Source organism: Streptomyces sp. NPDC006294, assembly GCF_042870895.1.
GTDB lineage: Bacteria > Actinomycetota > Actinomycetes > Streptomycetales > Streptomycetaceae > Streptomyces.
The window spans coordinates 103107-129929 of sequence record NZ_JBIAHV010000010.1 but is presented as its reverse complement, the minus strand read 5'-3'; the positions used below and the strand labels follow the sequence as shown (position 1 = coordinate 129929).

21 protein-coding genes, 1 tRNA gene and 1 pseudogene are annotated in these 26823 nt (G+C 70.8%); 11 read left to right on the top strand and 12 right to left on the bottom strand.

Translation table 11 applies throughout. The features are described 5' to 3' along the window. Positions 1 to 13: 13 nt before the first annotated feature. Entirely contained in the window at positions 14 to 859 is an 846-nt protein-coding gene (gene nth, locus ACFYOP_RS19525; RefSeq protein ID WP_356894511.1) for an endonuclease III, read from the bottom strand. 291 nt (positions 860 to 1150) lie between these two features. Here nth and ACFYOP_RS19520 point away from each other — a divergent pair, with 291 nt between their 5' ends. Further along, a complete protein-coding gene (locus ACFYOP_RS19520) occupies positions 1151 to 1825 on the top strand; it encodes a Crp/Fnr family transcriptional regulator (protein WP_356894509.1) in 675 nt (224 codons plus the stop codon). A 106-nt stretch (positions 1826 to 1931) separates the two neighbouring features. On the opposite strand, the gene ACFYOP_RS19515 is transcribed toward ACFYOP_RS19520, so the two are convergent. The 4 genes from ACFYOP_RS19515 to ACFYOP_RS19500 all read right to left on the bottom strand — a co-directional run bounded on the left by ACFYOP_RS19515 (position 1932) and on the right by ACFYOP_RS19500 (position 4404). Continuing rightward, positions 1932 to 2774, bottom strand: a complete 843-nt coding sequence (locus tag ACFYOP_RS19515; protein ID WP_356894507.1) for an MBL fold metallo-hydrolase — start codon at positions 2772 to 2774, stop codon at positions 1932 to 1934. Further along, positions 2771 to 3637, bottom strand: a complete 867-nt coding sequence (locus ACFYOP_RS19510) for an NUDIX hydrolase (RefSeq protein ID WP_356894505.1) — start codon at positions 3635 to 3637, stop codon at positions 2771 to 2773. The genes ACFYOP_RS19515 and ACFYOP_RS19510 overlap by 4 nt, the downstream gene beginning before the upstream one ends. Positions 3638 to 3769: 132 nt before the next feature. Beyond that, a complete protein-coding gene (locus ACFYOP_RS19505; RefSeq protein ID WP_356894503.1) occupies positions 3770 to 4246 on the bottom strand; it encodes a RidA family protein in 477 nt (158 codons plus the stop codon). Next, positions 4243 to 4404 carry a DUF4177 domain-containing protein gene (locus tag ACFYOP_RS19500; protein ID WP_356894501.1) on the bottom strand — a complete coding sequence of 54 codons (162 nt, stop codon included), beginning with the start codon at positions 4402 to 4404 and terminating at the stop codon, positions 4243 to 4245. Before ACFYOP_RS19500 ends, ACFYOP_RS19505 begins: the two co-directional genes overlap by 4 nt. A gap of 116 nt (positions 4405 to 4520) precedes the next feature. Between ACFYOP_RS19500 and ACFYOP_RS19495 the strand changes: the two genes are divergently transcribed. After that, a complete protein-coding gene (locus tag ACFYOP_RS19495) occupies positions 4521 to 5483 on the top strand; it encodes an ArsA-related P-loop ATPase (protein WP_356894499.1) in 963 nt (320 codons plus the stop codon). Then, positions 5480 to 6883 carry an ArsA-related P-loop ATPase gene (locus ACFYOP_RS19490; RefSeq protein ID WP_356894497.1) on the top strand — a complete coding sequence of 468 codons (1404 nt, stop codon included), beginning with the start codon at positions 5480 to 5482 and terminating at the stop codon, positions 6881 to 6883. The genes ACFYOP_RS19495 and ACFYOP_RS19490 overlap by 4 nt, the downstream gene beginning before the upstream one ends. A 242-nt stretch (positions 6884 to 7125) precedes the next feature. Here ACFYOP_RS19490 and ACFYOP_RS19485 read toward each other — a convergent pair whose 3' ends face one another. Next, on the bottom strand, positions 7126 to 7470 hold the full coding sequence (locus ACFYOP_RS19485) for a WhiB family transcriptional regulator (protein ID WP_050791514.1): 345 nt from the start codon (positions 7468 to 7470) through the stop codon (positions 7126 to 7128). Positions 7471 to 7879: 409 nt separating this feature from the next. On the opposite strand from ACFYOP_RS19485, the gene ACFYOP_RS19480 reads away from it, so the two are divergent. Further along, complete coding sequence (locus ACFYOP_RS19480; protein WP_356894495.1) at positions 7880 to 10114, top strand: transglycosylase domain-containing protein; 2235 nt, start codon at positions 7880 to 7882, stop codon at positions 10112 to 10114. Positions 10115 to 10222: 108 nt separating this feature from the next. On the opposite strand, the gene ACFYOP_RS19475 is transcribed toward ACFYOP_RS19480, so the two are convergent. After that, positions 10223 to 10687 carry a GatB/YqeY domain-containing protein gene (locus tag ACFYOP_RS19475; protein ID WP_356894493.1) on the bottom strand — a complete coding sequence of 155 codons (465 nt, stop codon included), beginning with the start codon at positions 10685 to 10687 and terminating at the stop codon, positions 10223 to 10225. Between the two features lie 854 nt (positions 10688 to 11541). Here ACFYOP_RS19475 and ACFYOP_RS19470 point away from each other — a divergent pair. Both ACFYOP_RS19470 and ACFYOP_RS19465 read left to right on the top strand, forming a co-directional pair. After that, positions 11542 to 12480: a metallophosphoesterase gene (locus ACFYOP_RS19470; protein WP_356894491.1), complete on the top strand. Its 939-nt coding sequence runs from the start codon at positions 11542 to 11544 to the stop codon at positions 12478 to 12480. A 183-nt stretch (positions 12481 to 12663) separates the two neighbouring features. Beyond that, positions 12664 to 12737: transfer RNA gene (locus tag ACFYOP_RS19465), tRNA-Pro, on the top strand. Positions 12738 to 13146: 409 nt separating this feature from the next. Here the strand turns inward: ACFYOP_RS19465 and ACFYOP_RS19460 are convergent. The 5 genes and pseudogenes from ACFYOP_RS19460 to ACFYOP_RS19440 all read right to left on the bottom strand — a co-directional run bounded on the left by ACFYOP_RS19460 (position 13147) and on the right by ACFYOP_RS19440 (position 16483). Continuing rightward, complete coding sequence (locus tag ACFYOP_RS19460) at positions 13147 to 13641, bottom strand: hypothetical protein (protein WP_356894489.1); 495 nt, start codon at positions 13639 to 13641, stop codon at positions 13147 to 13149. Positions 13642 to 13667: 26 nt separating this feature from the next. Beyond that, positions 13668 to 14336, bottom strand: coding sequence for a hypothetical protein (locus ACFYOP_RS19455; RefSeq protein WP_356894487.1), 669 nt, complete (start codon positions 14334 to 14336; stop codon positions 13668 to 13670). Between the two features lie 296 nt (positions 14337 to 14632). After that, positions 14633 to 14794, bottom strand: a pseudogene (locus tag ACFYOP_RS19450) (IS1380 family transposase); the annotation flags it as partial. A 448-nt stretch (positions 14795 to 15242) separates the two neighbouring features. Then, positions 15243 to 15728, bottom strand: a complete 486-nt coding sequence (locus ACFYOP_RS19445) for a hypothetical protein (protein WP_356894485.1) — start codon at positions 15726 to 15728, stop codon at positions 15243 to 15245. A gap of 68 nt (positions 15729 to 15796) precedes the next feature. After that, positions 15797 to 16483 (bottom strand): TetR/AcrR family transcriptional regulator, encoded by a 687-nt coding sequence (locus ACFYOP_RS19440; protein ID WP_356894483.1) that lies wholly within the window; start codon positions 16481 to 16483, stop codon positions 15797 to 15799. A gap of 80 nt (positions 16484 to 16563) precedes the next feature. Here ACFYOP_RS19440 and ACFYOP_RS19435 point away from each other — a divergent pair, with 80 nt between their 5' ends. The 5 genes from ACFYOP_RS19435 to ACFYOP_RS19415 all read left to right on the top strand — a co-directional run bounded on the left by ACFYOP_RS19435 (position 16564) and on the right by ACFYOP_RS19415 (position 26802). Further along, the gene (locus ACFYOP_RS19435; protein ID WP_356894481.1) at positions 16564 to 17106 is read left to right on the top strand and encodes an MOSC domain-containing protein; all 543 of its coding nucleotides are present in this window, start codon (positions 16564 to 16566) and stop codon (positions 17104 to 17106) included. Positions 17107 to 17452: 346 nt separating this feature from the next. Then, entirely contained in the window at positions 17453 to 18028 is a 576-nt protein-coding gene (locus ACFYOP_RS19430) for a TerD family protein (RefSeq protein WP_356894479.1), read from the top strand. Positions 18029 to 18634: 606 nt separating this feature from the next. Further along, positions 18635 to 19279 (top strand): hypothetical protein, encoded by a 645-nt coding sequence (locus ACFYOP_RS19425; protein ID WP_356894477.1) that lies wholly within the window; start codon positions 18635 to 18637, stop codon positions 19277 to 19279. Positions 19280 to 19522: 243 nt separating this feature from the next. Further along, positions 19523 to 21625: an SPFH domain-containing protein gene (locus tag ACFYOP_RS19420; RefSeq protein WP_356894475.1), complete on the top strand. Its 2103-nt coding sequence runs from the start codon at positions 19523 to 19525 to the stop codon at positions 21623 to 21625. Positions 21626 to 21882: 257 nt separating this feature from the next. After that, positions 21883 to 26802 (top strand): DNA repair ATPase, encoded by a 4920-nt coding sequence (locus ACFYOP_RS19415; RefSeq protein ID WP_356894644.1) that lies wholly within the window; start codon positions 21883 to 21885, stop codon positions 26800 to 26802. Positions 26803 to 26823: the final 21 nt, after the last annotated feature.

Genomic DNA, 26823 nt, shown 5'->3' with positions numbered 1-26823 from the left:
GCTCGCGGCAGCGTCACCCGGTCGCGCCCAGCGCCGGGGCCGGTTTCCCCGGATAGTCCGGAGGCGGCTTGAGGCGCTGGCCGGGCTGGCCGCCCTTCTCGTACTTCAGCAGCTTCGTGGCCTTCTCCGGGTCCGTCTCGCCCTCCCCGTACGACGCGGGGCAGAGATGCGTGATCGGGCAGGCGCCGCAGGCGGGTCTGCGGGCGTGGCAGATACGGCGGCCGTGGAAGATCACCCGGTGCGAGAGCATGGTCCACTCGCTCTTCGGGAAGATCGTGGCGATCTCGGCCTCGATCTTCACCGGATCGTCCTGGTCGGTCCACTTCCAGCGCCGGGCCAGGCGCATGAAGTGCGTGTCCACGGTGATCCCGGGGACGCCGAAGGCATTGCCCAGGACGACGAACGCGGTCTTGCGGCCCACTCCGGGCAGGCTCACCAGGTCCTGGAGCCTGCCGGGGACCTCGCCGCCGAAGTTGTCCCGGATGGCGGCCGACAAGCCCATGATCGACTTGGTCTTGGCGCGGAAGAACCCCGTCGGGCGGATGAGCTCCTCGACCGCCTCCGGCTCCGCCGCCGCCAGGTCCTCGGGCGTGGGGTACGTGGCGAAGAGGGCGGGCGTCGTCTGGTTGACCCGGAGGTCGGTGGTCTGCGCGGACAGGACCGTCGCGATCAGCAGCTGGAAGGCGTTCTCGAAGTCGAGCTCCGGATGGGCGTACGGATACACCTCGGCGAGCTCGCGATTTATGCGGCGGGCGCGCCGGACCATGGCCAGCCGCGTTTCCGGCTTGGGTGTTTTATCCTTTTTGCCCGAGGTGGGTGATCGTTGTTCGCCCACAGCGGAATTCTGCTTACCGGACACGCTCCCAGCCCCCTCGGCCTGTGCTCTCACCGGCGAATTGGACACCCGGCCAGCCTAAAGGCCCCCACCGACATCCGCCCCGGTCACCCGCAATCAGGACCCGATCGGGCCCCTGCCGTAGGGAGAGACGCGCCAGTACGTCAAACTTGTTGTGACTGATCGCACGATTGTTTACCACCGGGGTCCGTGCCCGGGTGGAGCCCCACCGGGCACAGTGTCCCCAGGCCGGCACAGCACAGTCCGGCATCATGGGACCAACGTCCCCTGAGCAGGTCGACAAGGAGAGAACTCGTGGACGACGTTCTGCGGCGCGCCCCGCTCTTCGCGGCGCTCGATGACGAGCAGGCCGCGGAGCTCCGCGCCTCGATGAGTGAAGCGACGCTCGCCCGCGGCGACGCGCTCTTCCACGAGGGCGAACCGGGCGACCGCCTCTACGTGGTCACCGAAGGCAAGGTCAAGCTCCACCGCACCTCCCCCGACGGCCGCGAGAACATGCTCGCGGTCCTCGGCCCCGGCGAGCTGATCGGCGAGCTGTCCCTCTTCGACCCCGGCCCGCGCACCGCGACCGCCTCGGCGCTGACGGAGGTCAAGCTCCTCGGCCTCGGCCACGGCGACCTCCAGCCCTGGCTGAACGTCCGGCCCGAGGTGGCCACTGCGCTGCTGCGCGCCGTCGCCCGCCGGCTGCGCAAGACCAACGACCAGATGTCCGACCTGGTCTTCTCCGACGTACCGGGCCGTGTCGCCCGCGCGCTCCTCGATCTGTCGCGCCGCTTCGGCGTGCAGTCGGAGGAGGGCATCCACGTCGTCCACGACCTCACCCAGGAAGAGCTGGCCCAGCTGGTCGGCGCCTCCCGCGAGACCGTGAACAAGGCCCTGGCCGACTTCGCGCAGCGCGGCTGGCTGCGTCTGGAGGCGCGTGCGGTGATCCTGCTGGACGTGGAGCGCCTGGCCAAGCGTTCGCGCTGACGCCACCCGCTCAGGCACACCCCGTCCCGTGCGAAGGGGCCGCCCGCGTGCTGCGGGCGGCCCCTTCGCGTGGAGAAGACGTCTCCCCGGCCTCCTGAGGGCGCCGCTAGGCGGCGGGCCCGATGAGGCCGTGGTCCCGCAGGTATTCGAGCTGTGCCCGTACGGAGAGCTCCGCGGCCGGCCACAGGGACCTGTCCACGTCCGCGTACACCCGCGCCACCACCTCGGCGGCTGTGGCGCAGCCGTTCTCGACAGCCGTCTCCACCTGCGCGAGCCGGTTCGCGCGGTGCGCGAGGTAGAACTCGACGGCGCCCTGGGCGTCGTCCAGCACCGGGCCGTGGCCGGGGAGCACGGTGCGGATGCCGTCGTCGACGGTGAGCGAGCGCAGCCGGCGCAGCGAGTCGAGGTAGTCGCCGAGCCTGCCGTCGGGGTGCGCGACGACGGTCGTGCCACGGCCGAGGACCGTGTCGCCGGTGAGCACGGCCCGGTCGGCCGGCAGATGGAAGCTGAGCGAGTCCCCGGTGTGGCCGGGCGTGGGGACGACCCGCATCTCCAGACCGCCCGTGGTGATCACATCGCCCGGGGCGAGCCCTTCGTCGCCGAGCCGCAGCGCCGGGTCGAGGGCCCGGACGTTCGTACGGGTCAGCTCCGCGAAGCGCGCGGCGCCTTCGGCGTGGTCGGGGTGGCCGTGGGTCAGCAGGGTGAGGGCGATCCGCTTGCCCGCCCGTTCGGCGGTGTCGACGACGGCCCGCAAATGGCCGTCGTCGAGCGGCCCGGGGTCGACGACGACGGCCAGATCCGAGTCCGGCTCGGAGACGATCCAGGTGTTGGTGCCGTCGAGGGTCATCGCGGACGGGTTCGGGGCGAGGACGTTCACGGCGCGGGCGGTGGCAGGCCCGGAGAGCACACCGCCGCGGGGCTGTCCCGGCAGCGTGGCGGCGTCCGTCATCGCGGGCCTCCGGTGGGCACATGCTTGGTGAACTCGTCGTGTCCGGGCCAGCTCAGGACGACCTCCCCGCCCTCCAGCCGGGCCTTGGCCAGCACCGGGGTGAGATCCTGGTCCGCCGCCGCCTCCAGGGCCCGCGCGGCCGTCCCGTACGGCTGGAGCGTGCGGAGCGTCGCGACGGTCGGCGGCATCATCAGCAGGTCGCCCTTGTCGTACCCGGCGGTGGCGTCCGCGGGACTGATCCAGACGGTGCTCTCCGCCTCCGAGGAGGCGTTGCGGGTGCGCTGGCCCTCGGGGAGGGCGGCCACGAAGAACCAGGTGTCGTACCGGCGCGGCTCGAACTCCGGCGTGATCCAGCGCGCCCACGCGCCCAGCAGGTCCGAGCGGAGCACGAGCCCCCTGCGGTCCAGGAAGTCCGCGAACGACAGTCCCCGGTCGACCAGTGCCTGCCGGTCCGCCTCCCAGTCGTCGCCCGTCGTGTCGCCGACGACCGTGTCGCGGGTGGCACCGGCCAGCAGGACGCCCGCCTCCTCGAACGTCTCGCGCACCGCCGCACACACGATGGCCTGGGCGGACGCCGTGTCGCCGACTCCGAGGCGCTCCGCCCAGACCTCCAAAGAGGGGCCCGCCCAGCGCACCGGGCGGTCGTCCCGGGGGTCCACGCCGCCGCCCGGGTACGCGTACGCGCCGCCGGCGAAGGCCATGGAGGCGCGCCGGCGCAGCATGTGGACGGCGGTGCCGTCGGCCATGTCGCGCAGCAGCATCACCGTGGCTGCCCGCCTGGGGGCCACGGCGGTGAGCTCGCCGCTCGCGAGCGCGCGAATGCGATCGGGCCATTCCGGCGGGTACCACTGACCATTGGACATGGGCGGATGCTATGCGCTTCCGCGTCGATGTTCGAGGGCCCTCTTCGCGCCGGACCGCGGTCGTACGGCAACGGCCCCGTGCCCGCCGGCAGGGCGGCGGGCACGGGGCCGTACTCGTACTGAGGCGCTCGGTCAGCTTCCGTCCGGAACGAACTCCACCTGGATCTCGACCTCGACCGGAGCGTCCAGGGGCAGCACGGCCACACCGACCGCGCTGCGCGCGTGGACGCCCTTGTCACCCAGCACTTCGCCGAGCAGCTCGCTGGCGCCGTTGAGGACGGCGGGCTGGCCGGTGAAGTCCGCGGCGGACGCCACGAAGCCGACGACCTTCACCACACGCGCGATGCGGTCCAGGTCACCGACGACCGACTTCACGGCCGCCAGGGCATTCAGCGCACAGGTGCGGGCGAGCTCCTTGGCCTCCTCGGGGGTGACCTCGGCCCCGACCTTGCCGGTCACCGGAAGCTTGCCGTCCACCATCGGGAGCTGGCCCGCGGTGTAGACGTACGCTCCGGACACCACGGCCGGCTGGTACGCGGCCAGCGGCGGCACCACCTCGGGCAGCGTCAGTCCGAGCTCGGCGAGCCGGGCGTCGACGACGCCGCTCACGAGGACTTCTCACGCTTCAGGTAGGCCACGAGCTGCTCGGGGTTGTTGGGGCCGGGTACGACCTGGACCAGCTCCCAGCCGTCCTCGCCCCAGGTGTCCAGAATCTGCTTCGTCGCGTGCACGAGAAGGGGCACGGTCGAGTATTCCCACTTGGTCATGGAGCCGACTGTAGCCGCACCCCCGGCATGGTCCGTGACGCAGGCCGACGGTTCGTGACGCAGCCCGCACGCGACCTCGTGCGTAGGGCGGGGCGCGACTGGTTAGGCTCGCATACGTGAGCAGGCTCCAGGTCGTCAGCGGCAAGGGCGGGACCGGTAAGACCACGGTTGCCGCCGCCCTCGCGCTCGCCCTCGCGACCGAGGGAAAGCGGACTCTCCTCGTCGAGGTCGAGGGCAGGCAGGGCATCGCCCAGCTGTTCGAGACAGAGGCGCTTCCTTATGAGGAGCGCAAGATCGCCGTCTCCTCCGGCGGCGGAGAGGTCTTCGCGCTGGCCATCGACGCCGAGCGCGCGCTCCTCGACTACCTCCAGATGTTCTACAAACTCGGCGGCGCGGGCCGCGCCCTGAAGAAGATCGGCGCGATCGACTTCGCGACGACGATCGCGCCGGGCGTCCGTGACGTGCTGCTGACCGGCAAGGCCTGCGAGGCGGTCCGCCGCCGGGACAAGCAGGGGCGGTACGTCTACGACCACGTGGTCATGGACGCCCCGCCCACCGGGCGCATCACCCGCTTCCTGAACGTCAACGACGAGGTGGCGGGGCTGGCGAGGATCGGCCCGATACACAATCAGGCGCAGGCGGTGATGCGGGTCCTGAAGTCTTCCGAGACGGCGGTCCACCTGGTGACCCTCCTGGAGGAGATGCCGGTGCAGGAGACCGCGGACGGCGTGGCCGAACTGCGCGCCGCCGATCTGCCGGTGGGCCGGGTCATCGTGAACATGGTCCGCCCGCACCTCCTCGACGAGGACGCGCTGCGCGACGCGGCGGACGGCCGGCGCGGCGCCGTCACCAAGGCGCTCAAGGCGGCCGGCGTCCCGGGCGCCGCGACGCTCGTCACCCCGCTGCTGGAGCAGGCCGCCGAGCACGCGCAGCGTGTGGAGCTGGAACGCGAGCAGCGCGGGACGCTGAACACGCTGGAGCTGGGCGCGTACGAACTCCCCATGCTGAGTGAGGGCGTCGACCTGTCCGGCCTCTACCAACTGGCGAAGGAACTGCGCAAGCAGGGGGCGGGCTCATGACACTGGACCCATCGGCCCGGCTGGAGATCGACCCGCTCATCGACGACCCGGCCACGCGCATCATCGTGTGCTGCGGCGCCGGGGGCGTCGGCAAGACGACGACGGCCGCGGCCCTCGGCGTACGGGCTGCCGAGCGCGGCCGCAAGGTCGTCGTCCTCACCATCGACCCGGCCCGGCGGCTCGCGCAGTCCATGGGCATCGACTCGCTCGACAACACCCCGCGCAGGGTCAAGGGCATCGAGGACCGGGGCGAGGCGTCGCGGAAGGGTTCCGGCAAGGGCCGTGACGGCCGGCCGGCGGGCGAACTGCACGCCATGATGCTCGACATGAAGCGGACGTTCGACGAGATCGTCGAGTCGCACGCGGACGCGGAGCGGTCGCGCGCCATCCTGGAGAACCCCTTCTACCAGTCCCTGTCCGCCGGTTTCGCGGGCACGCAGGAATACATGGCCATGGAGAAGCTGGGCCAGCTGCGGGCGCGGGACGAGTGGGACCTGATCGTCGTCGACACCCCGCCGTCGCGTTCGGCGCTGGACTTCCTGGACGCGCCGAAGCGGCTCGGGTCGTTCCTGGACGGCAGGTTCATCAAGCTGCTGATGACGCCGGCGAAGGTGGGCGGCCGGGCGGGGATGAAGTTCCTCAATGTCGGCATGTCGATGATGACGGGCACGCTGGGCAAGGTGCTGGGCGGCCAACTGCTGAAGGACGTGCAGACGTTCGTCGCCGCGATGGACACCATGTTCGGCGGGTTCCGTACGCGGGCGGACGCCACGTACCGGCTGCTGCAGGCCCCCGGGACGGCGTTCCTCGTCGTCGCGGCGCCCGAGCGCGACGCGCTGCGGGAGGCGGCGTACTTCGTGGAACGGCTGGCGGCCGAGAAGATGCCGCTCGCCGGTCTGGTCCTCAACCGGGTGCACGGGAGCGGGGCGGCGGGGCTGTCCGCGGAGCGGGCGCTGGCGGCCGCGGAAAATCTTGAGGAGGCCGGCATTGTGGATCAGGGGCCCGGGAAGACTGGTGTTCGTGACGCCGCGGCCGTCTCTCCCGAATCGCCGTCCGCGGGTCGCTCCCCCGAAGCCCCACCGGCAGTCGGCACGTCGGCCGCCGGCACACCGGAAGACGTATCGGATCCTCTCGAAGTTCCCGACCCGCCCGCAGACCTGAAGATCTCGCCGGCGCAGACCACCGAGCAGATGACCGCCGGTCTGCTGCGGCTGCATGCGGAACGGATGCAGGTGCTCGCCCGCGAGCAGCGCACCCGTGACCGTTTCACCGCCCTCCACCCGGAAGTGGCGGTGGCCGAGGTGCCCGCGTTCCCCGGAGACGTCCACGACCTCGCCGGCCTGCGCGCCATCGGCGACCGCCTCGCGGAGGGCGGGGACGCGTCGGCCGGAGCGGCTTAGGCACGTCGGAACTCAGCGCGCAGGCTCGTGGGCGCGCGACGTCCGGCGTTGCCGCGTCGGTCCTCGGCACCCCTCCACGGAAAACCGCCCCGACACCCCGTACACACTGCGGCTGTTGGCGCCCGTACGGGCGTGACCGGGTGTCAGGCGTGCCACGCACTCCCGGTCGATCGGCCGTCGTCGCGCGGCCGGCGTATGCGGACGGCGCACGCCGCGCGCTTTCTCAGGCCGCTGACCGGCCGCTAACCCACCGCCGCGTACGCCTCGTAGGTCTCGTCGTCGTCGAGGGCGACGGGAAGGATCCCGGCGCTGCGCTCGTATTCCGTGCGTGCGGTCTCGAGCAGTCGCCGCCACGAGGTGACCGTGGGCCGCCTGCGCAGCAGTGCCCGCCGCTCCCGCTCGGTCATGCCGCCCCACACGCCGAACTCGACGCGATTGTCGAGCGCGTCGGCCAGGCACTCGGTGCGTACCGGGCATCCCGTGCACACCGCCTTGGCCCTGTTCTGCGCTGCCCCTTGTACGAACAGTTCATCCGGATCCGTCGTGCGGCAGGCTGCCTGCGCACTCCAGTCGGTTACCCAGCCCATGCCGGCGCCGTCCTCTCCCGAATCGAGGCTCCCCCACGGCGGCAGCGGCATATTCACCGCTGCCAGTTGAGGACGTTACGGAAGGTGGGCACAGCGCAACACCCCCTTGGGGCCCAATCTTGAATGGCCCGAACGGACTATGCGTACGCGGCAGATCACCCAGGGGAGTGACCTGGAGACATAACAGAAAGCCCCGACAAAGCGGGGCAATTCAGTTGGGTCACACGGGGGCACATCACCACGCATGCGCCGGATTCGGACATGATGTGCGGACACAATTTCGCCGGATTCGGGTACAGCGGGAGTCGTGTCAAGCACTTGATGCGGAACCGCACTGCTGTGACAGTTGTGAGCAGCTTAGGCCAAGGCCTTTACGCCTGTCCGGCAAATGAGAACGTAGGCTGCCCTCATGCCAAAGAAGCGCTCGGGCGGCGGTCTGACAGCGACGCAGCAGGCCGCCAAGTTCCTCGGTGTCAGTGTGCTCTCCGGAGCGGTGCTGGCAGGCATCGCCCTGCCCGCGGCCGGAGCGCTGGGACTGGCGGCCAAGGGGACGGTCGAAGGATTCGACACGATCCCGGCCAACCTCAAGACGCCGCCGCTGAGTCAGCGCACCACGATTCTCGACTCCGAGGGCGGCAAGATCGCCGTGGTCTACTCACGTGACCGCACGGTGGTGCCCCTCAAGGACATCTCGCCGTACATGCAGAAGGCGATCGTCGCGATCGAGGACGCCCGTTTCTACGAGCACGGCGCGATCGACCTCAAGGGCGTGCTGCGCGCGCTGAACAAGAACGCGCAGTCGGGCGGCGTCTCCGAGGGCGCCTCCACACTGACCCAGCAGTACGTGAAGAACGTCTTCGTCGAAGAGGCCGGCGACGACCCCGACAAGGTCGCCCAGGCCACCCAGCAGACCCTCGGCCGCAAGATCCGCGAACTGAAGTACGCGATCCAGGTCGAGGAGGAGCTCGGCAAGAAGAAGATCCTCGAGAACTACCTCAACATCACCTTCTTCGGTCAGCAGGCGTACGGCATCGAGGCCGCCTCCCAGCGCTACTTCTCCAAGCACGCCAAGGACCTGAAGCTGGAGGAGGCGGCGCTCCTCGCCGGCATCGTCCAGTCGCCGAGCCGCTTCGACCCGGTCAACGACTCGGAGGAGGCGACCAAGCGCCGCAACATCGTGCTGCAGCGCATGGCCGAGGTGGGCGACATCTCCCGGGCCGAGGCGGAGAAGGCCAAGGCGGCGCCCATCGAGCTGAAGGTGAGCAAGCCCAAGAACGGCTGCATCACCGCCGTGGACGGCGCGGGCTTCTTCTGCGACTACGTGCGCCAGGTCTTCCTGACCGACCCGGTCTTCGGAAAGACCCGCAAGGACCGGCTCAAGGTCTGGAACCAGGGCGGTCTGACCATCAGGACCACGCTGAAGCCGCAGGCCCAGAAGGCGGCGCAGCAGTCGATCAAGGACCACGTCTACCAGACCGACAAGGTCGCCGCCGCGGTGACGCTCGTCGAGCCCGGGACCGGCAAGATCGTGGCGATGGGCCAGTCCAAGCCGTACGGCTTCGGCAAGAACGAGACCCAGATCAACTACTCCGTCAACAAGAAGATGGGCGGCTCGAACTACGGCTTCCCGGTCGGCTCGACCTTCAAGCCGTTCCTCGCGTCCGCCGCGCTGGAGCAGGGCAAGCCTCCGACGCAGGTGTATCCGTCGCCGTTCAAGATGCCGTACCCCGAGCGCATCATGACGTGCAGCGGAAAGCCCTGGGTCAACACCGACGGCGCCGTGCTCGAGAACGAGAACGAGGCGGAGGTCGGACCGTACCCGCTCAAAAAGGCGATGGAACTGTCCGTCAACACCTACTTCGTGCAGATGATCTCCGAGATCGGGATGTGCCCGATCTCGGAGATGGCCACCAAGCTCGGTGTGGTGCAGGGTGACGGGAGCAAGCTGCCCGAACTACCCTCCGCCCTCACTCTCGGCTCCACCGGCATCTCGCCGCTCACCATGGCCAACGCGTACGCGACCTTCGCCAACCGCGGCAACTACTGCACGCCGACGGCGATCGAGTCGATCAAGACGGCGGACGGCAAGAGCCTGAAGGTCCCGCAGAGCCAGTGCTCCCAGGCGATGTCGGAGAAGACCGCCGACACGATCAACACGCTGCTGCGCGGAGTGGTCGACTCCGGTACCGGCCGGCAGGCCGGTCTGCAGAGCCGCGACAACGCGGGCAAGACGGGTACCACGGACTTCCGCAAGAACGCCTGGTTCGTGGGCTACACCCCGAACATGTCGGGCGCGGTCTGGGTCGGCAGCGCCGACCAGCAGGTGGAGATGGAGAACATCACCATCGGCGGCCAGTACCACCCGAAGGTCTTCGGCGGCGGCGTGCCGGGTCCGATCTGGAAGGACGCGATGTCCGGGGCGCTGGCGGGCCAGCCCGCCCCGTCGTTCATCAGAGTCCACATCCCGGACCCGAAGAAGGACGAGGACAAAGAGAAGGACAAGGACAAGGAGAAGCCCGGCGACGACAAGCCCGGTGACCGGGACCCGTGGCCCGGCATCTCCATCCCGCCGGACCTGATCGGCGGCGGCAACAACCGCGGCCAGGGCAACGGCGGCGGTGACGGCGGCGGCAACTGGCCGTAGGAGTCCGGTGATGTGCAAGGGGGCGCCCCCGGTCCTGACAGGACTGGGGGCGCCCCCTTGTGCATACGGGCCCGGGACCGCGTCCGGGACCGGAGCTTCCCGCCGGCGTCAGCCCGCGAGCAGCTGCTTCACCGTGGCGGCCACGCGGCCGCCCTCGGCGCGGCCGGCCACCTTCGGGTTCACGATCTTCATGACGGCGCCCATCGCGCGCGGGCCCTCGGCACCGGCGGCCTTGGCCTCCTCGACCGCCTGCGCCACGATCTGGCGCAGCTCGTCGTCCGTCAGCTGCTGCGGCAGATACGCGTCGAGGATCACGCCCTCCGCCTTCTCACGCTCCGCCTGCTCGGCACGACCGCCCTGGGCGAACGCGTCGGCGGCCTCACGGCGCTTCTTCGCCTCCTTGGCGATCACCTTCTGCACCTCGTCGTCGGAGAGCTCACGGGCGCTCTTGCCCGAGACCTCCTCCTTGGTGATCGCGGCGAGGGTCAGCCGGAGCGTGGAGGAGCGCAGTTCGTCGCGCGCCCTGATCGCCGTGGTGAGGTCTTCCTGCAGCTTGGACTTGAGCGTGGTCATGCGGGCAAGTGTGGCAGGTGCGTGACGAGGCGCGCCCGCGCATTTCGTGTGGGTCGCCGGCGCCGAGTGGATCTCAGGTGGTTCGGCGGCCGCGTGTCGAACGACCGGTGGGCGGCGGAAGGACGAGAGCCGTCAGCGCGGCGTGGCCGGTCCGGTCCCCCTCCCTCCCCCGGGCCGTAAGGCGACCTACACACATGAACGCCCCCGTGGGCGGCCGGGGCTTCGTCTGCCGGACACCGGCTGTTGACAGCCTGCACGGGTGCCGTCCCTCCGTCTCCTCGCCGAACGGACCGCCGGCCGGGCCGTCGGCCGAACCATCGGCCGGACTCTCGGCCGCGATGTCGACCGCGATGTCGACCGCGATGTCGACCGCGATGTCGACCGGGCCTTCAGCCGGATCGTCTCGGCCGTCGTTCGGGTCCTCGGGCGGACCGTCGGCTTCCGCCACTGCCAACTGCTCCGTATCACCGGCTCGACGGCCCTGGCGGCGGGCGGCGTGAGCGCCGGAGCACTCCCCGTACGGACGATGCTCGCCCCCGACTCGGGACGGGCGGCGTTCGAACTCGTCGGCGCGTCCTTCGGGCTCGTCGTCCTGGTAGCGGCGTGGGCGCTCGTGGGCAGAGCGGTACGCGGCCCCCACCCACCCGGACGCCGCGAGCCGTCCGGCATCGACGGGTCCTCAGCGGCAACACATACGTCTGGATCGCGTCGGGCTCCTCTTCGCGCTGCCCGTGCGCCGGCCGGCGCGCCTACTGGTGCGCAGCGCGTCGGCCGACAGCACGCCGGCCGACAGCGCGTCGGCGGAAGCCGTCCCGCCGCCGCCCGGTACCTGACAGGTCTGCGACGATGGACACATGCGCGCACGCTACGGGCTCCCCCTGAAGATCACCGCAGGAATCACGGCGGCCGGTGCCGCCGGCCTCGTCTACGCCGCGGGCATCGAGGCCCGTTCGTACCGGCTGCGACGGGTGACGGTGCCGGTGCTGCCACGCCGGATGCGGCCGTTGCGCGTGCTCCAGGTCTCCGACATCCACATGGTGAGCGGCCAGCGCAAGAAGCGTGCCTGGCTCCAGTCGCTGGCCGGCCTGCGCCCGGACTTCGTCGTCAACACGGGCGACAACCTCTCCGACCCGGAGGGCGTACCGGAGGTCCTGGATGCCCTCGGCCCGCTCATGGAGATCCCGGGCGTCTACGTCTTCGGCTCCAACGACTACTACGGACCGAAGCTCCGCAACCCCGCCCGCTACCTCCTCGAGAAGGCGCAGGGCCGTCACGGTCTCAACGGCAACGCCCCGGCCGTCGGCGCGGTCCACAACCCGTGGGAAGGCATGCGGGACGCGTTCGACTCCGCCGGATGGCTTGACCTGACGAACACGCGTGGCCGGCTGAAGCTCGACGGCTACGAGATCGCGTTCACCGGCCTCGACGACCCGCACATCAAGCGTGACCGGTACGACAAGGTCCTCGGCGGCCCCGAGAAGGACGCGGACCTCTCCCTGGCCGTGGTCCACGCCCCCTACCTGCGGACTCTCGACGCCTTCACCGCCGACGGCTACCCCCTGATCCTCGCGGGCCACACCCACGGCGGACAGTTGTGCATCCCCTTCTACGGGGCCCTGGTCACCAACTGCGACCTGGACACGGACCGGGTCAAGGGCCTCTCCACCCACCGGGCCGAGGGGAACGTCTCCTACCTCCACGTCTCCGCGGGCTGCGGCACGAACCGCTACACCCCGGTCCGCTTCGCCTGCCCCCCGGAGGCGACCCTCCTGACCCTGACGCCACGCGACTGACCCGGCGGGGCCGGCCACGGGCCGGCCCGAGACCGAAACGCGCCGCCTCCCGGACCGCGTCGAGGCCGCGTCGCGACGGGTCCGGGGCGGCCGCGGGACGGGCGCGGCCCGGGCAGAAACCGGATTTCGTCTCCGGCCGCGGGTGGGCTAAAGTAATCGATGTCGCCGGGACACCGGCGACATCGGGGTGTAGCGCAGCTTGGCAGCGCGCTTCGTTCGGGACGAAGAGGTCGTGGGTTCAAATCCCGCCACCCCGACAGCTGAAACACCAGGTCAGGGCCGGTTCTCCTTCACGGGAAACCGGCCCTGACTCGTTTCGCGGAGCCTCTGGGGAGTGAACGGGGAGTGGATCAAGGAAATCCACTCCCCGAGCATTACGTCCGGCGCGCTCTCAGCAGGACATCGAGCGCGCGCACCGGGGACCGGGGGCCAACCGGGCCTCCAACGACTCCTCCCACTGCTCTGTCAGCTCATCCATGAGCCGATTCCTCATCCGCGCTAAGAAATCCACCGGAAAACGTGAAACCCAGCAGTTCGCAGTAGCTAACGGCCGCCGACGGCACGTCCGCCTCCGGACGGGCCGGGCCCGGTCGCTTGTCGTCGGATCAGGACTGCTCCGGGACAGGCGACCGGGCCCTACCCTGCACAAGGCTTCGCGTGCACGTATTACGAGCCGGGCGGAAGTTGCTTCTTCTCGGCATAATAGGCATAGGCAAAGCCGCCGTTCTCCGAACCGGTAACGTTCGCCTCGAAACTGAGAGCGCGACCTTCGGACACGTCCACGCTCCGCTGGAAGATAGACCCGTCACACGTCTGGGAACCGGCAGCCGACTGGACCTCTTCGCCTCCCGCCGCAACCTTCAGCCCCACTTTGGCGCCGCCCGTGCAAGTGAACGCGAAAGTCACGCTCAGCACCTCATCGGGGGCAGCGGGATGCGTGTTGCCGAATTGCGGCGTCAACCGGCCGGAACCGCTCCCGAGGGACTCCCTGGTGGTGAATGCCTTGTCCAGGACGGCCTTTGCCTCACCGTCGCCGGAAATGGCCGTGGCGGCCGGTGCGGACCCCGTCGGGCTCTTGCTCAGGGCGGGCGAACCGTCCCCCTCACCCGAACTGCACGCCACCACAAGGAGCAGGGCGGCAACCGGCAGAATCAGCCACACTCTCCGGTCCGATCCCCGCCCGTGCCTCATGAGTCCTGCCGTCCGATCGACATGTCGCCCTTCCGCGGAGCCAGGACGACGAGGGTCTTCTTCTTGACGTTACAGGGGGGAGCGATCCACGTCTTGACCGCTGTCAGGTTATAGCCGACCTGTCCCAGCACGGCCCGATACCCCTTCGAGGTGGTGTTCGTGTCGGTGACGGTCTGAGTGCCGGTCCACGTCCACGAGTTGCTGATCTTGGTATCAACGCTGACTTTGGCCTTGGCGAGGATGGCCCCCGCCTCCGCTTCGGCACTCGCCCCGATGTCCCAGGTGAAGGTGTGGGTGCCGGTCACGGTCCAGGTCACTGTCTGACGAGGCAGCAGCCAGGTCGACTGGGGCTTGCCCTTGTCGGGCATGAAGTACGGCGACCCCTTGACGGTGTACGTCGGCTTGTTGTTCACCTCGGGGCAGGCCATCACGGTCGCCTCCCCCTTCCCCGGCTTGGGCAGGGCTTCGGATTCCTCGTCACCCTCGAAGGTGAAGGTGATCGTGTCGTCGGCGCCCACGACACGTCCGTCGTCCAGGACGATTTCGGCGCCCTCGGCAGGACGAGGCTCCTCGACGGCCGCGACGGCGCCCGCGCCGGCCCCGGAAAGCAGTACTGCTCCGGCGACAATGAAAGGAATTCCCGTACGCATTATGACGCGGCTCATCGACCCCCCGTTTCGATGAAATATTGCGAGACGACTCCTGGTCAGGGAGCCGAAGGCACGTCACTTTGGCCGGTCTGCGCTCACACGACGTGCACACAGCATTCTTAATGCCGCGGGACATGCATCCACAATCGAAAGTGACGCAGGTCTCTTCGGAATGAAGATTCACGTACCGGCTGGCTGCGGCAAACTCAAGAAACCCTCAAACGGTGGGAAAGGAATCTCTCACTTTCACGTCCGTGAAATGATCCGCCCGGAGAAATGAGCTGATTCCAACCTGCTGGCGATGTCCGTCAGTTGGTCGGCTCTGCGCACACGGCCTGGTGAATCTGCTCGGTGATGGTCATGCCGACCGAGCACGAGAGCCACCTGCCCCGCTGAGCGAGCCAGGCGACGAACTCGTGGGTGCCGCCTGCGGAGTCGGTACGGATCAGCGTCCGGCGTCCGCGCCGGTACTGCACAGCCGCCGGCGCCGGAGGTTCCCAAGAACGCAGAGGTACTGGTTGCCGAGACCGTCGGCACAGGCAGCAAGGATCTGCGCGAGTTCACCCCCTCCGAGGAGGCGTACACCGTCTACGCCGGCTGTTCCGGCAAGGGCAGGGTGACCATCGTCGACCGAGACGGTCACGGAGAAGCCCATCTGATCGCATGCGACGGAGCGCACACCGCGGGGGTCATCCACACCGGGAAGACGCTGCAGCGCCTTACGATCCAGGTGACCGACGGGCCGGCCCAGTGGAGGGTCTCAGTCGTCTCGGGCAGCCACCAGCTCTGATCAACTGGCGAACCTTCCGGCTCGTTCAGCGCCAGGGGCCGGCATTCACGAACACCTGGGCGCGCGGCGAGTGGAGCTCGAGGACATCCCTCGGGGCTCCTCACAAGGCCAACGGGCTGTCGGTCGGCGCGTCAGCGGTGGGCGGGGTGTTGGATCCTGTGGGCGTCGCGGAGGAGGTCGGGGGCCACTTTGCGGTGGATGGCGGAGAGGCGTGACCAGACCCTTGCGGCTGCCGGGCGGTCGTATCGGATGAAGGTGGCCAGCGACACCTGCTCGTCGGCGACATGCATGACGAGGTGGCCGGTCAGCATCCAGGAGCTGGCCTCGAGCCTGATCCACCGGTCGGTGCGGTCGGCGATCCGCCAGCCGGCCACGTGGTCCGGCGAGGAGCGCCGCTTCAGGCGCAGGCCGAGCATGACGCGCCAGATCACCTGGCCCTGGAAGCCCGCGACGTCTTCGAAGGCGGTGCGGGCCCACTGCTCGGGTGACGTGTGTGCGGCATCGTCCGTGGGGAGGGCGAAGAGGTCGGCGTAGTCGGGGTCGTCGAAGGTGCTGAGGGAGCGGATCGCCGCCGGTATGTCGTGCTGCTGACGGGCGGTCAGGGTGCGGTCGTGCATGGTGGCGCCTCTCGGTGGCCGGGGTTCGAGGACGTGCCAACAGGACTGCGGGCGCGTGGGTTTCGGGCCTACCGGCGGTCCTCCGACCGGTCGCGCGCAGCGGGGGCGAGGCCCAGCACGCCGGTGGCGGCCCGTTCGGCGAGGGTCTCGTCGTGTGGGGCCTCGCCGGCCAGGGCGACGACGGTTCCTTCGAGGGCGCCGACGAAGGCCGACGCCAGCGTGCGGGTCGGCGGGCCGGGCGGGATCGTGCCGGTCGCGCGGCCCGCCTCGATGAGGCCGCCGCAGAGCGTGACGAGTTCCTCGTAACTGCTCTCCACCGCCCGCCCGACGGGATGGTCCTGGCCCGTGAACTCCAGCCGCAGGGCGATCGCCATACGCGCGACGTCACGCCGGCAGAAGACGGCGTGTCCACGCGCCATGGCCCGCAACGCCGCGACGGGCTCCGGTTCCTGGTCGACGAGGCGCCCGACCTCCTGCTGCCAGGTGTCGAGGACCCACTCGAGCGCGGCCAGGGTCAGTTCCTGCTTGTCCTTGAACTGGTGGTACAGGGCGCCGCGGGTGTATCCGGCCTCGCCGGCCACCTGTTCCAGTTTCAGGTTGCCGTAGCCGTACCGGGACAGGCCCCGGGCGGCGGACTCCAGCAGCGCGCCGCGGGACTGCGCTCTGCGGTCGGCCTGGCTGGCCCGGGGGCGGGACCGACCGGCCGCGGCGCGCTCTGACGGGCCGTCCGGGCCCGGCTGGTTACGTACATGCATGTACGTATGTTAGCGCGCCGAGTCGTGTCACGGACTAGGCTCGACACGGATCTCTGCCGACGAAGAAGGGGGGTTCCGCCATGAGCGGGACGGTGACGGCGGTCAGCAGCAACGGGGAGTACTCGTTCACCAAGGGCAACCGCGACCGCATCACGTTGCTCGCGGGGCTCGGCGTGGAGGGGGACGTGCACGCGGGCATCACGGTCAAGCACCGTTCGCGGGTCGCCCAGGACCCGACCCAGCCGAATCTGCGCCAGGTGCACCTCATACATGAGGAGCTCTTCGCGGAGGTCGCCCGGGAAGGGTTCGACGTGAAGGCCGGCGACCTCGGGGAGAACATCACGACGCGCGGCATCGACCTGCTCGGTCTGCCGGTCGGGACACGGCTGCACATCGGCGACGAGGCGGTCGTGGAGGTCACCGGACTGCGCAACCCGTGCCTGCAGATCGAGAACTTCCGGGCGGGGCTGCTGAAGCAGGTCGTCAGCCGCGACGACGCCGGGAACGTCGTACGGAAGGCGGGCATCATGAGCGTCGTCGTCACGGGCGGTGCGGTGCTGCCCGGCGACACGATCGCGGTGCGTCTGCCCGAGGAGCCGCATCGGCCGCTCGACCGGGTGTGACCCTGCCGGGGGCACGCCGCTCCCGAGCCGACCCCGGGACCGGCGGGCCGCGGCCCGTCGGTCCTGGGACCTACTTCGAGAAGGTCGCGGAGATGGCGGCGAAGGGGGCGAGGAGTTCGCCCGGTTCCTGGTCGAGCTCGACAGCTCCTTCGTCGACGAGGACGACGGTCCGGCCCGTTCGTAGCGCGTCGGCGGGCCGGCGGCCCGGGTGGGGTGGCAGTCTGGAGCGGAGGCCTGACAGGCGATGCGACGGGTCGGGAACCGAAGCGGGGGGTCCGTCGTTGACCGGTTGGGCAAAGGAATCGTCAAGTGGCGCGGCCCGCGCCGGATTGCGCAGGGGATTTCCATGGGTGTCAGCCTTTCCAAGGGCGGCAACGTCTCGCTCAGCAAGGAGGCCCCGGGCCTGACCGCGGTCGTCGTGGGCCTCGGCTGGGACGTCCGCAGCACCACCGGGACCGACTTCGACCTGGACGCCAGCGCGCTGCTGGTGGACGCGAACGGGAAGGTCCTGACCGACTCGCACTTCGTGTTCTTCAACAACCTCAAGAGCCCCGACGGCTCCGTCGAGCACACCGGTGACAACCTCACCGGTGAGGGCGAGGGCGACGACGAGCAGATCAAGGTCAACCTGGCCGGTGTGGCCGCCGAGGTCGACAAGATCGTCTTCCCGGTGTCGATCCATGAGGGCGAGAGCCGCGGCCAGTCGTTCGGCCAGGTGCGCAACGCCTTCATCCGCGTCGTCAACCAGGCCGACAACAACGAGCTCGCGCGTTACGACCTGAGCGAGGACGCCTCGACCGAGACCGCGATGGTCTTCGGCGAGCTGTACCGCAACGGCGCGGAGTGGAAGTTCCGCGCCGTCGGACAGGGTTACGCCTCCGGCCTGCGCGGCATCGCGCAGGACTTCGGCGTCAACATCTGAGCGTCGTCATCTGCGCCTCGGCCTCTGAGCGTCGACATCTGAGGCGTCTGCACTCAGCCGTCTGTGTGCGAGGCGTCAGCGTCTGACAAGTGCCGGCTCCTGGTGCCCGGCCCGTCCACGGGCCGGGCATCAGCTGCCTCGTACCGCCGTCCCGGCCGCGCCAGGGACACCGGAGCGGGCCCCCGGCCGGTTCGGCATCCGCGCCCCCGACCCGCCCCACCAGACGGGCCCCGGCCCGCCCCCGCACGCCTCGCGCCGCGCCCTCGGACCCGCCCCAACCCCCTCGCGCCGCACTCCTCGCGCCCCGCAGCCCCGCGAGCAACCTGCGTACGGCGCCCCCCATGTCCGACCAGGCACATGGCCCGCGCCTCCGCCGCCGCGCCACGTATTTCCCCCCGCGGCCCCCGGAACCAATCGGCGCCCGGCTGCGTCACGCGGCCCCCGATCCGGCATCCACACACCGTAAAGATTGCCGGAACCCGGCAATGCGCCTGAGTCGTCCCCGCTGCCAGGATGGGACCAGTCGGCAGCCCGGCACATCCCGGATGCTGCTGCTCGGCAATGGGCCGGTGATGGTTCGGTAGTGGGAGACGGGGGTCGAAAACGGTGAACGAGTTCCTGTCGACCGCCTTCGCCTTTCCCACCATCCTGTTCAGCGCCGCTCTCGCCGTGGTCGTCGTCTTCTGGCTCCTGGTGCTGCTCGGAGCCGCCGACCACGACTCGTTCGACGGCGACGTCGAGCCGGCCGGCATCGGTGCTTCGGGGCTCGGTGGAGTGCCGGTCGCCGTCGCCGCGTCGCTGCTGATCGCGATCGGGTGGTTCACGAGCCTCACCGGCTCGGTGCTGCTGCGCCGTTCCGACCTGGCCGGCATCCCGTACGCGGCGCTCGCCTGTACGGTCCTCGCCGCCGCCGTACTCGTCGCCTGGGTGGTCACCCGGCGGCTGGTCCGCACCGTGGCGAAACTCTTCCCCGACGAACGGGTGCCGTCCCGGCAGGACTTCGTCGGCATGACGTGCACCGTCCGTACGGGACGGGTGGACGCGGGCTTCGGCCAGGCGGAGGTCAGGGCCAGGGACGGCTCCACCGCCGTCGTACAGGTCAGACAGCTGGACGCCAAGGGCGAGGGTCCTCTCGCCGCCGGGTCCACGGGGCTGCTCTACCAGTACGACGAAGCCGGTGAGTTCTTCTGGGTCGCGCCGTTCACCGCGATCGGCGAACTGCCCGGGGCCGACTCCTCGAACGCGGCCTGACGCCGCCCGAGGACGCCCGGCCCGGTCAACCGAACCCGTCAGAGCCCGCCAGGGCCAGAACCCGTCAGAACTCGTCAAGCCCCGTCGGCTGAGCCGCGCCGCCCGAGCGTGCTCGCCGGCACCCCGTAGCGACACCCGTACAAGCACCGCACACAGACACCCGTACCGAAGCCCCACCCGGCAGCCTGCACCGGCAGCCCTTCTCGCCGCTCGTTCTTCACCTCTCACCCCGAGGGATTCCCCATGGATGCCATCACCGCGGGCATCGGCGTGCTCATCGCCGCCGTACTGCTCATCGCCGTAGGTCTGTTGCTGATCGTCACGAGGCTGTTCCGCAAGGTCGAGCAGGGCAAGGCCCTGATCGTCTCCAAGATGCGGAAGGTCGACGTCACCTTCACCGGTCAGGTCGTGCTGCCCGTCCTGCACAAGGCCGAGACCATGGACATCTCGGTGAAGACCATCGACATCACGCGGACCGGCCGCGACGGTCTGATCTGCCGCGACAACATCCGCGCCGACATCCGTATCTCCTTCTTCGTCCGCGTCAACAAGACCGCCGAGGACGTCATCAAGGTCGCCCAGGCCATCGGGACCGCCCGGGCCAGCGACAAGGAGACGCTGCAGGACCTGTTCAACGCCAAGTTCTCCGAGGCGCTCAAGACGGTCGGCAAGCAGATGGACTTCACCGACCTCTACACCAAGCGCAACGAGCTGCGGGACCGGATCATCCAGCTCATCGGCACCGACCTCAACGGCTACAGCCTCGAGGACGCGGCGATCGACTACCTGGAGCAGACGCCGCTCTCCCAGCTCGACCCGTCCAACGTCCTCGACGCGCAGGGCATCCGGAAGATCACCGAGATGACGTCCGTCGAGCATGTGCGCACCAACGAGTTCCAGCGCACCGAGGAGAAGGAGATCACCCGGCAGAACGTCGACGCCCGCGAGGCCATCCTCGAGCTGGAGCGCCGGCAGGCCGACGCCGAGATCAAGCAGCGCCGCGAGATCGACACCGTGCGGGCCCGCGAGGAGGCGGAGACCGCCCGGGTGATGGAGGAGGAGCGGCTGCGGGCGCAGAGCGCGTTCCTGCGGACCGAGGAGCAGCTCGGCGTCCAGCGCGAGAACCAGGCGCGCGAGGTGGCCGTCGCGGAGAAGAACCGCGAGCGTGTGATCGCGATCGAGAGCGAGCGCATCGAGAAGGACCGGATGCTCGAGGTCATCGCCCGCGAGCGGGAGACCGCGCTGACCCGGATCGCCGCCGACAAGGAGGTCGAGGCCGAGAAGCGGGACATCGCGGAGGTCGTGCGCGAGCGGGTCGCCGTGGACCGTACGGTCGCCGAGCAGGAGGAGTCGATCAAGCGGCTGCGCGCGGTGGAGGAAGCGGAGCGCGAGCGCCAGGCGATCGTCATCGCGGCCGAGGCCGAGGCCCAGGAGAGGCTGGTCAAGGACATCAAGGCGGCGGAGGCGGCCGAGCAGGCCGCCGTGCACCGCGCGGCCGAGGAGGTCACGCTCGCGGAGGCCCGGGTGAAGTCCGCGGACCTCGACGCCCGTGCCAAGCTGCGGCTCGCCGAGGGCATCCAGGCCGAGGCGGCCGCGGAGGGGCTCGCGGCGGTCCAGGTGCGCGAGAAGGAGGCCGACGCGATCGAGAAGGCCGGCCGTGCGGAGGCCGGGGCGACGCAGGCACGCCTGCTCGCGGAGGCAGAGGGCGTACGGGCCAAGGGCGCGGCGGACGCGGCGGCGATCGGCGACAAGCTGAAGGCCGAGGCCGAGGGTCTGACCGAGAAGGCCGCGGCGATGGCGGCACTGGACGAGGCGTCACGCGGGCACGAGGAGTACCGACTGCGCCTGGAGGCGGAGAAGGACATCCGGCTGGCGGGGATCGACGTCCAGCGCCAGGTGGCGGAGGCGCAGGCCACGGTGCTCGCCGCGGGTCTGGAGAGCGCCGACATCAGCATCGTCGGCGGGGAGTCCGTGTTCTTCGACCGGCTCATGTCGTCGATCTCGCTCGGCAAGAGCGTGGACTCCTTCATGGAGCACTCGCAGACCGCGCAGACGCTGGCCGGGCCGTGGCTGAACGGCACGTCGAGCTTCACGGACGACCTCACGTCGGTCCTCGGCTCGGTGTCGACCGGCGACGTGCAGAACCTGACGGTGTCGGCGCTGCTCATGCGGCTGATGAAGTCCGGGATCGGCGGCGCGCAGAGCGGGCAGCTGCAGCAGCTGCTCGACGCCGCCGACCGGCTGGGCCTCGCGGACACCCCGGTCGGGTCGCTCGCGGCCCCGGCAGCGCAGGGCGGCGCCGCCCCGGCGGCCTCGCTCAACGGCTCGGCCCAGCCGGCCGCCTGAATCTCCGGGGCGGGACCGGTGCTGCCGGACGGGGGTCAGCAGCGCCGGTCCCGCCCCGGGCACGAACTTCATCGCAGGAAGCGAGCAGGCACATGACGACGCCCACCACCGCCGTGCCCGTCAACGACGGCCCCGCCCGCGGGGAGAGCGCCCCCGGCAGCAACCCGCCGGCCCCTGGGGCCACGGGCTCGAAGCCGGCGGACGCCCGCCCCGCGGGAGCCGGGCCCGCCGAAGCCCAGACCACGGGTTCCGGCACGATGGACGCCGGTACGTACGAGGTGCTGCGCGACCGCCTCGCCGCCCGGGCGGCCGAGCTCGCCCGGCGTGCCGACGACCTCAACACCCGCCGCGTCGCCACCTTCGGCTCGACGGAACTGCGGCTCGCCGGCACGGAGCACCTGCGCACCGAGAACAACAGCGTGCCGCGCGACATCGTCGCCGTCGGCGACAGCCTGCTCTTCGGCTACAACGTCGTCGTCGGGGTGCGTCCGCAGACCTCGGTCGGCGACGTCCTGGCACTGCACGACCGCGACCTGAACCGGCTTCCCGACGACGCGGTGCCCGGACTCCTCGACGACCCGGCGTTCCTGCGTGAGTTCGAGGCCCTGTACCGCTACTACCAGGGGGCCCGTCTCCTCCAGCTCCGCCGCACGGGCGGCCGGCTGCTGGCCGTCTTCCGCACCGGCGACAAGCCCACCGACATCCGGGTGCTGCGCTGGGCGGTGACGCCCGACGGGAGCGCCGAGTTCCTGGACGCGCGGGGCGAGCGCGACCATGTCTTCCCCGCGTCGCACGAGTTCGAGTGGACGCCCTCGACCCGCGACGACCACGTCCTCGGCCGGCATCCGCATGTGTCCATCGGCGGCGAGGTGTTCGTCGCGACCGTCGGCGGCGCCCTGACGGTGAAGACCGAGAACGACACGGAGACCGGCGAGGGCATCCACGCGGAGCCCGTCGACGAGCCGCTCCAGTCGCTGGCGGACGCCGATATCGAGCACGCCCGCGTCGGACCGCTGGTCCTGCTGCGCATCCGCCCGTACAAGGAGGAGGCGTACCGGTACCTGGTCCACAACACGGTCACCGAGACGGTGGTGCGGCTCGACGGCATCGGTCAGGCCTGCCGCCTGCTGCCGGAGGACCAGGGCATCGTCTTCCCCGGCGGCTACTACCTCGCCGCGACGGGGACCGCCCGTACCTTCGACGTCGACGCCGGGCTGCTCGGTGCGCTGGAGTACGAGCGGACCGTACGGTCGCCGAACGGCGAGGACGTGATGTTCGCCTTCCACGCGCGCGCGGAGGGCCGCAGCCTCCTGCTGCCGTACAACGTGATCCGCAAGACGGTCGCCACCCCCCTGAACTGCCAGGGCTACGCCGTGTTCGAGGACGGCGCGCTGCTGGTCCTGCGCACCGACGGCGGGGAGCCGGCCAGGGTCCACCCGGTGCAGCGCTGGCAGTCGCCGTTCGTCTCCGACACCTACGCCGCCGCCCGCCCCGCCGGGCAGGGCCCGCTGGCCGTCGTCGGCAACGCCGATCTGGTGCGGGGCATCTCCGACTGCCTGTCGCTCGCCCGCGCCGTCACCGAGACGCAGTCCGGTCCCACGACCGGTGTCTACGAGGCGCTGGTCGCCTCCTGCACCCGGACCGCCGACGCGTACCACTGGCTGGCCGACCCCGAGTTCGGCGACCTCGCCACGCCGCTCGCCGGTGTACGGGCGACCGCGGAGCAGGTGATCGGCGAGTTCGAGACCGTACGGGAGCTGACGGCGCAGGCCGCCCGCGCGCTGGAGGAGACGGCGGGGCGGATCGCCGCCCAGGTGCGCCGGCTGCGCGGCGAGACGCCGCGGGGCGCGAGCGGCTGGGTCGACGGACTCACCGGACTGCGCCGCGCACAGGGCGAGTTGATCACCCTCAAGGAGCTCCGGTACGCGGACACGGACCGCATCGACGCCCTCGCCGCGGACACCGACGCCGACATCGCCTCCTTCGCCCAGCGCGCCGTGGCGTTCCTGGCGCGTGAGGACGCGTTCGCGGACTACCACGCGGACATCGCGGAGCTGACGGAGAAGGCGGGCGCGATCGCGACCGTCGCCGAGGCCGCGCCCGTCGGCGGGCAGCTCGACGGGCAGGCGGAAGGGCTGCGTACGGTGACCGAGGTGGTCGCCGGGCTCGACATCGGCGACGCGGTCGTCCGCACCTCGATCCTGGAGCGGATCGCCGAGGTCCTCGGCGGCGTCAACCGCGCCCGCGCCACGCTCGACGCCCGCCGCAGGGAGCTCCTCGCCCACGAGGGCGAGGCGGAGTTCGCCGCGGAACTGGCGCTGCTCGGGCAGGCGGTGACCGGCGCGCTCGCCGCCGCCTCCGACCCGGAGGCGTGCGACGAGCAGCTCGCGGCGCTGCTGCTGCGGCTGGAGAACCTGGAGTCCCGGTTCGCCGAGTCGGACGACTTCCTCGCCGAGCTGGGCGCGAAGCGCACCGAGGTGTACGACGCGTTCGCGTCCCGCCGGCAGACCCTCCAGGACGCCCGCGCACGGCGCGCCGAGCGGCTGGCGGGGTCGGCCGTGCGCGTACTGGAGACGGTCTCCCGGCGGGTCGCCACGCTGGCCGACACGGGCGAGATCAACACCTACTTCGCCTCCGACCCGATGGTCGCCAAGGTCCGCCGCACCGCCGACGAGCTGCGCGAACTGGGCGACGAGGTCAGGGCGGAGGAGCTGGAGGGCCGGCTGAAGGCGGCTCGCCAGGAAGCGGCACGGGCGCTGCGCGACCGGACCGACCTGTACGCGGACGGCGGTTCGTCGATCCGGTTCGGCCGGCACCGGTTCGCGGTCAACAGCCAGCCGTTCGAGCTGACGCTGGTGCCGCAGGGCGACGGGCTCGCTTTCGCGCTGACCGGCACGGACTACCGTTCCCCGGTCACCGACGCGACGGCGCCCGGCTTCACGGACACCCGGCCGTACTGGGAGCAGTCCCTCCCGTCGGAGAACGCGTCGGTGTACCGCGCCGAGCATCTGGCGGCCAGGCTCCTCGACGAGCACGGCGCGGCCGCCCTGGCGGGCGCCGATCTCGCCGACCTCGTACGCAGGGCGGCGGAGGCGGCGTACGACGAGGGCTACGAGCGGGGTGTCCACGACCACGACGCGACCCTGATCCTCGGCGCGCTGCTGCGGCTGCACGAGCAGGCCGGGCTGCTGCGCTACCCGCCGCAGGCGCGGGCCGCGGCCCAGCTGTTCTGGGCGCACGGCACGGACGAGGCACGGCGCACGGCGTGGACGCGGCGTGCGGTGTCGCTGGCGCGTGCGCGCGAGACGTTCGGTCTGGCGCCGGCGATCGACGTGTTCCGGGCGGAGATGGCCCGGGAGCTGGGGGACGCGCTCGCGGCCGAGTACCTCTTCGAGGAACTGACCCGCGGCCCCGAGGGCTTTGTGACGGGCGCTTCGGCTCGCACACTGCTGGACAAGTTCCGCCGTACGGTCGGGACTTCGGTGTACGAGGACGACCTGGCCGCGCTCGGCGACGACCTGCCGGCCCGGCAGCAGGTGGTCGAGAACTGGCTGTGCGCCTACACCGAGGCGACCGGCGCGGACGACACGGACCTGGCGGAGGCCGCGGCGATCGAGCTGTGCCCGGACCTGGTGCGGTACGAGTGCGCGGCGCCGCTCAGCGAGCCGGTCGAGGGGCTGCTCGGCAGCCACCCGCGCGTCGAGCGGCGGACGATGACAGTCCGTATCGACGAACTCCTGGCCCGGACCCGGCGCTTCCGCGACGACGTGGCCCCCGGCTTCCGGTCGTACCAGCAGCGCCGCACCGCCCTGGCCGCGACCGAGCGCGAGCGGCTGCGGCTCGACGAGCACCGGCCCCGCGTGATGCCGGCGTTCGTCCGCAACCGGCTCATCGACGAGGTGTACCTGCCGCTCATCGGCGACAACCTGGCCAAGCAGCTCGGCACCGTCGGCGAGTCCCGGCGCACCGACAGCAACGGCCTGCTCCTGCTGGTCTCCCCGCCCGGGTACGGCAAGACGACGCTCATGGAGTACGTCGCCGACCGGCTCGGCCTGCTCCTGGTCAAGGTCAGCGGCCCCGCGATGGGGCACGCGGTGACGTCGCTCGACCCGGAGGAGGCGCCGAACGCGACCGCCCGCCAGGAGGTCGACAAGATCAACTTTGCGCTGGAGGCGGGCAGCAACGTCCTGCTGTACCTGGACGACATCCAGCACACCTCGCCCGAGCTGCTGCAGAAGTTCATCTCGCTGTGCGACGCGCAGCGCCGCATGGAGGGGGTGTGGCGGGGCGGGACGCGCACGTACGACCTGCGGGGCAAGCGCTTCGCGGTGTGCATGGCGGGCAACCCGTACACGGAGTCGGGGCAGCGGTTCCGCATCCCCGACATGCTCGCCAACCGTGCCGACGTGTGGAACCTGGGCGACGTGCTGACCGGCAAGGACGACGTGTTCGCGATGAGTTTCGTCGAGAACGCGCTCACCTCCCATCCGCTGCTCGCGCCGCTCTCCGGCCGGGACCGGGCGGACCTGGACCTGCTGGTCGCGCTCGCCGCCGGCGACCCGACCGCGCGGGCCGACCGGCTGCGGCACGCCTACCCGCCGGCGGAGCTGGAGCAGATCCTGGCGGTCCTGCGGCATCTGCTGACCGCCCGGCGCACGGTCCTCGCGGTGAACGCCGCGTACATCGCCTCGGCGGCGAGCAGCGACGAGACCCGCTCGGAGCCGCCGTTCCGGCTCCAGGGCTCCTACCGCAACATGAACAAGATCGTGGAGCGGATCAGCCCCGTCATGAACGACGACGAGCTGGCGTCCGTGATCGAGGACCACTACTCCGGCGAGGCCCAGACGCTGACGACCGGCGCGGAGGCGGCCCTGCTCAAGCTGGCCGAGCTGCGCGGCACGCTGACGGCGGAGCAGGCGGCCCGCTGGGAGGAGATCAAGTCGCGGTACGTCCGCGCCCACGCCCTCGGCGGCCCGGACGGGGATCCGCTGACGCGGGCGGTCGCGGCGCTCGGGCTGCTGGCCGACCGGGTGGCGGCGGTCGAGTCCGCGATCACGCGGGCGACCGACCCCCGCCATCTGGTGGCCCGGCCGACGGGCCGGCACGCGGCGCCGGCTCTCGCGGCGGCGGACGCGGCGGACTTCGCGGGCGAAGGGGCGGGGGACGAAGGGATGTGACGCGCGGCGCGGCGGCGGACA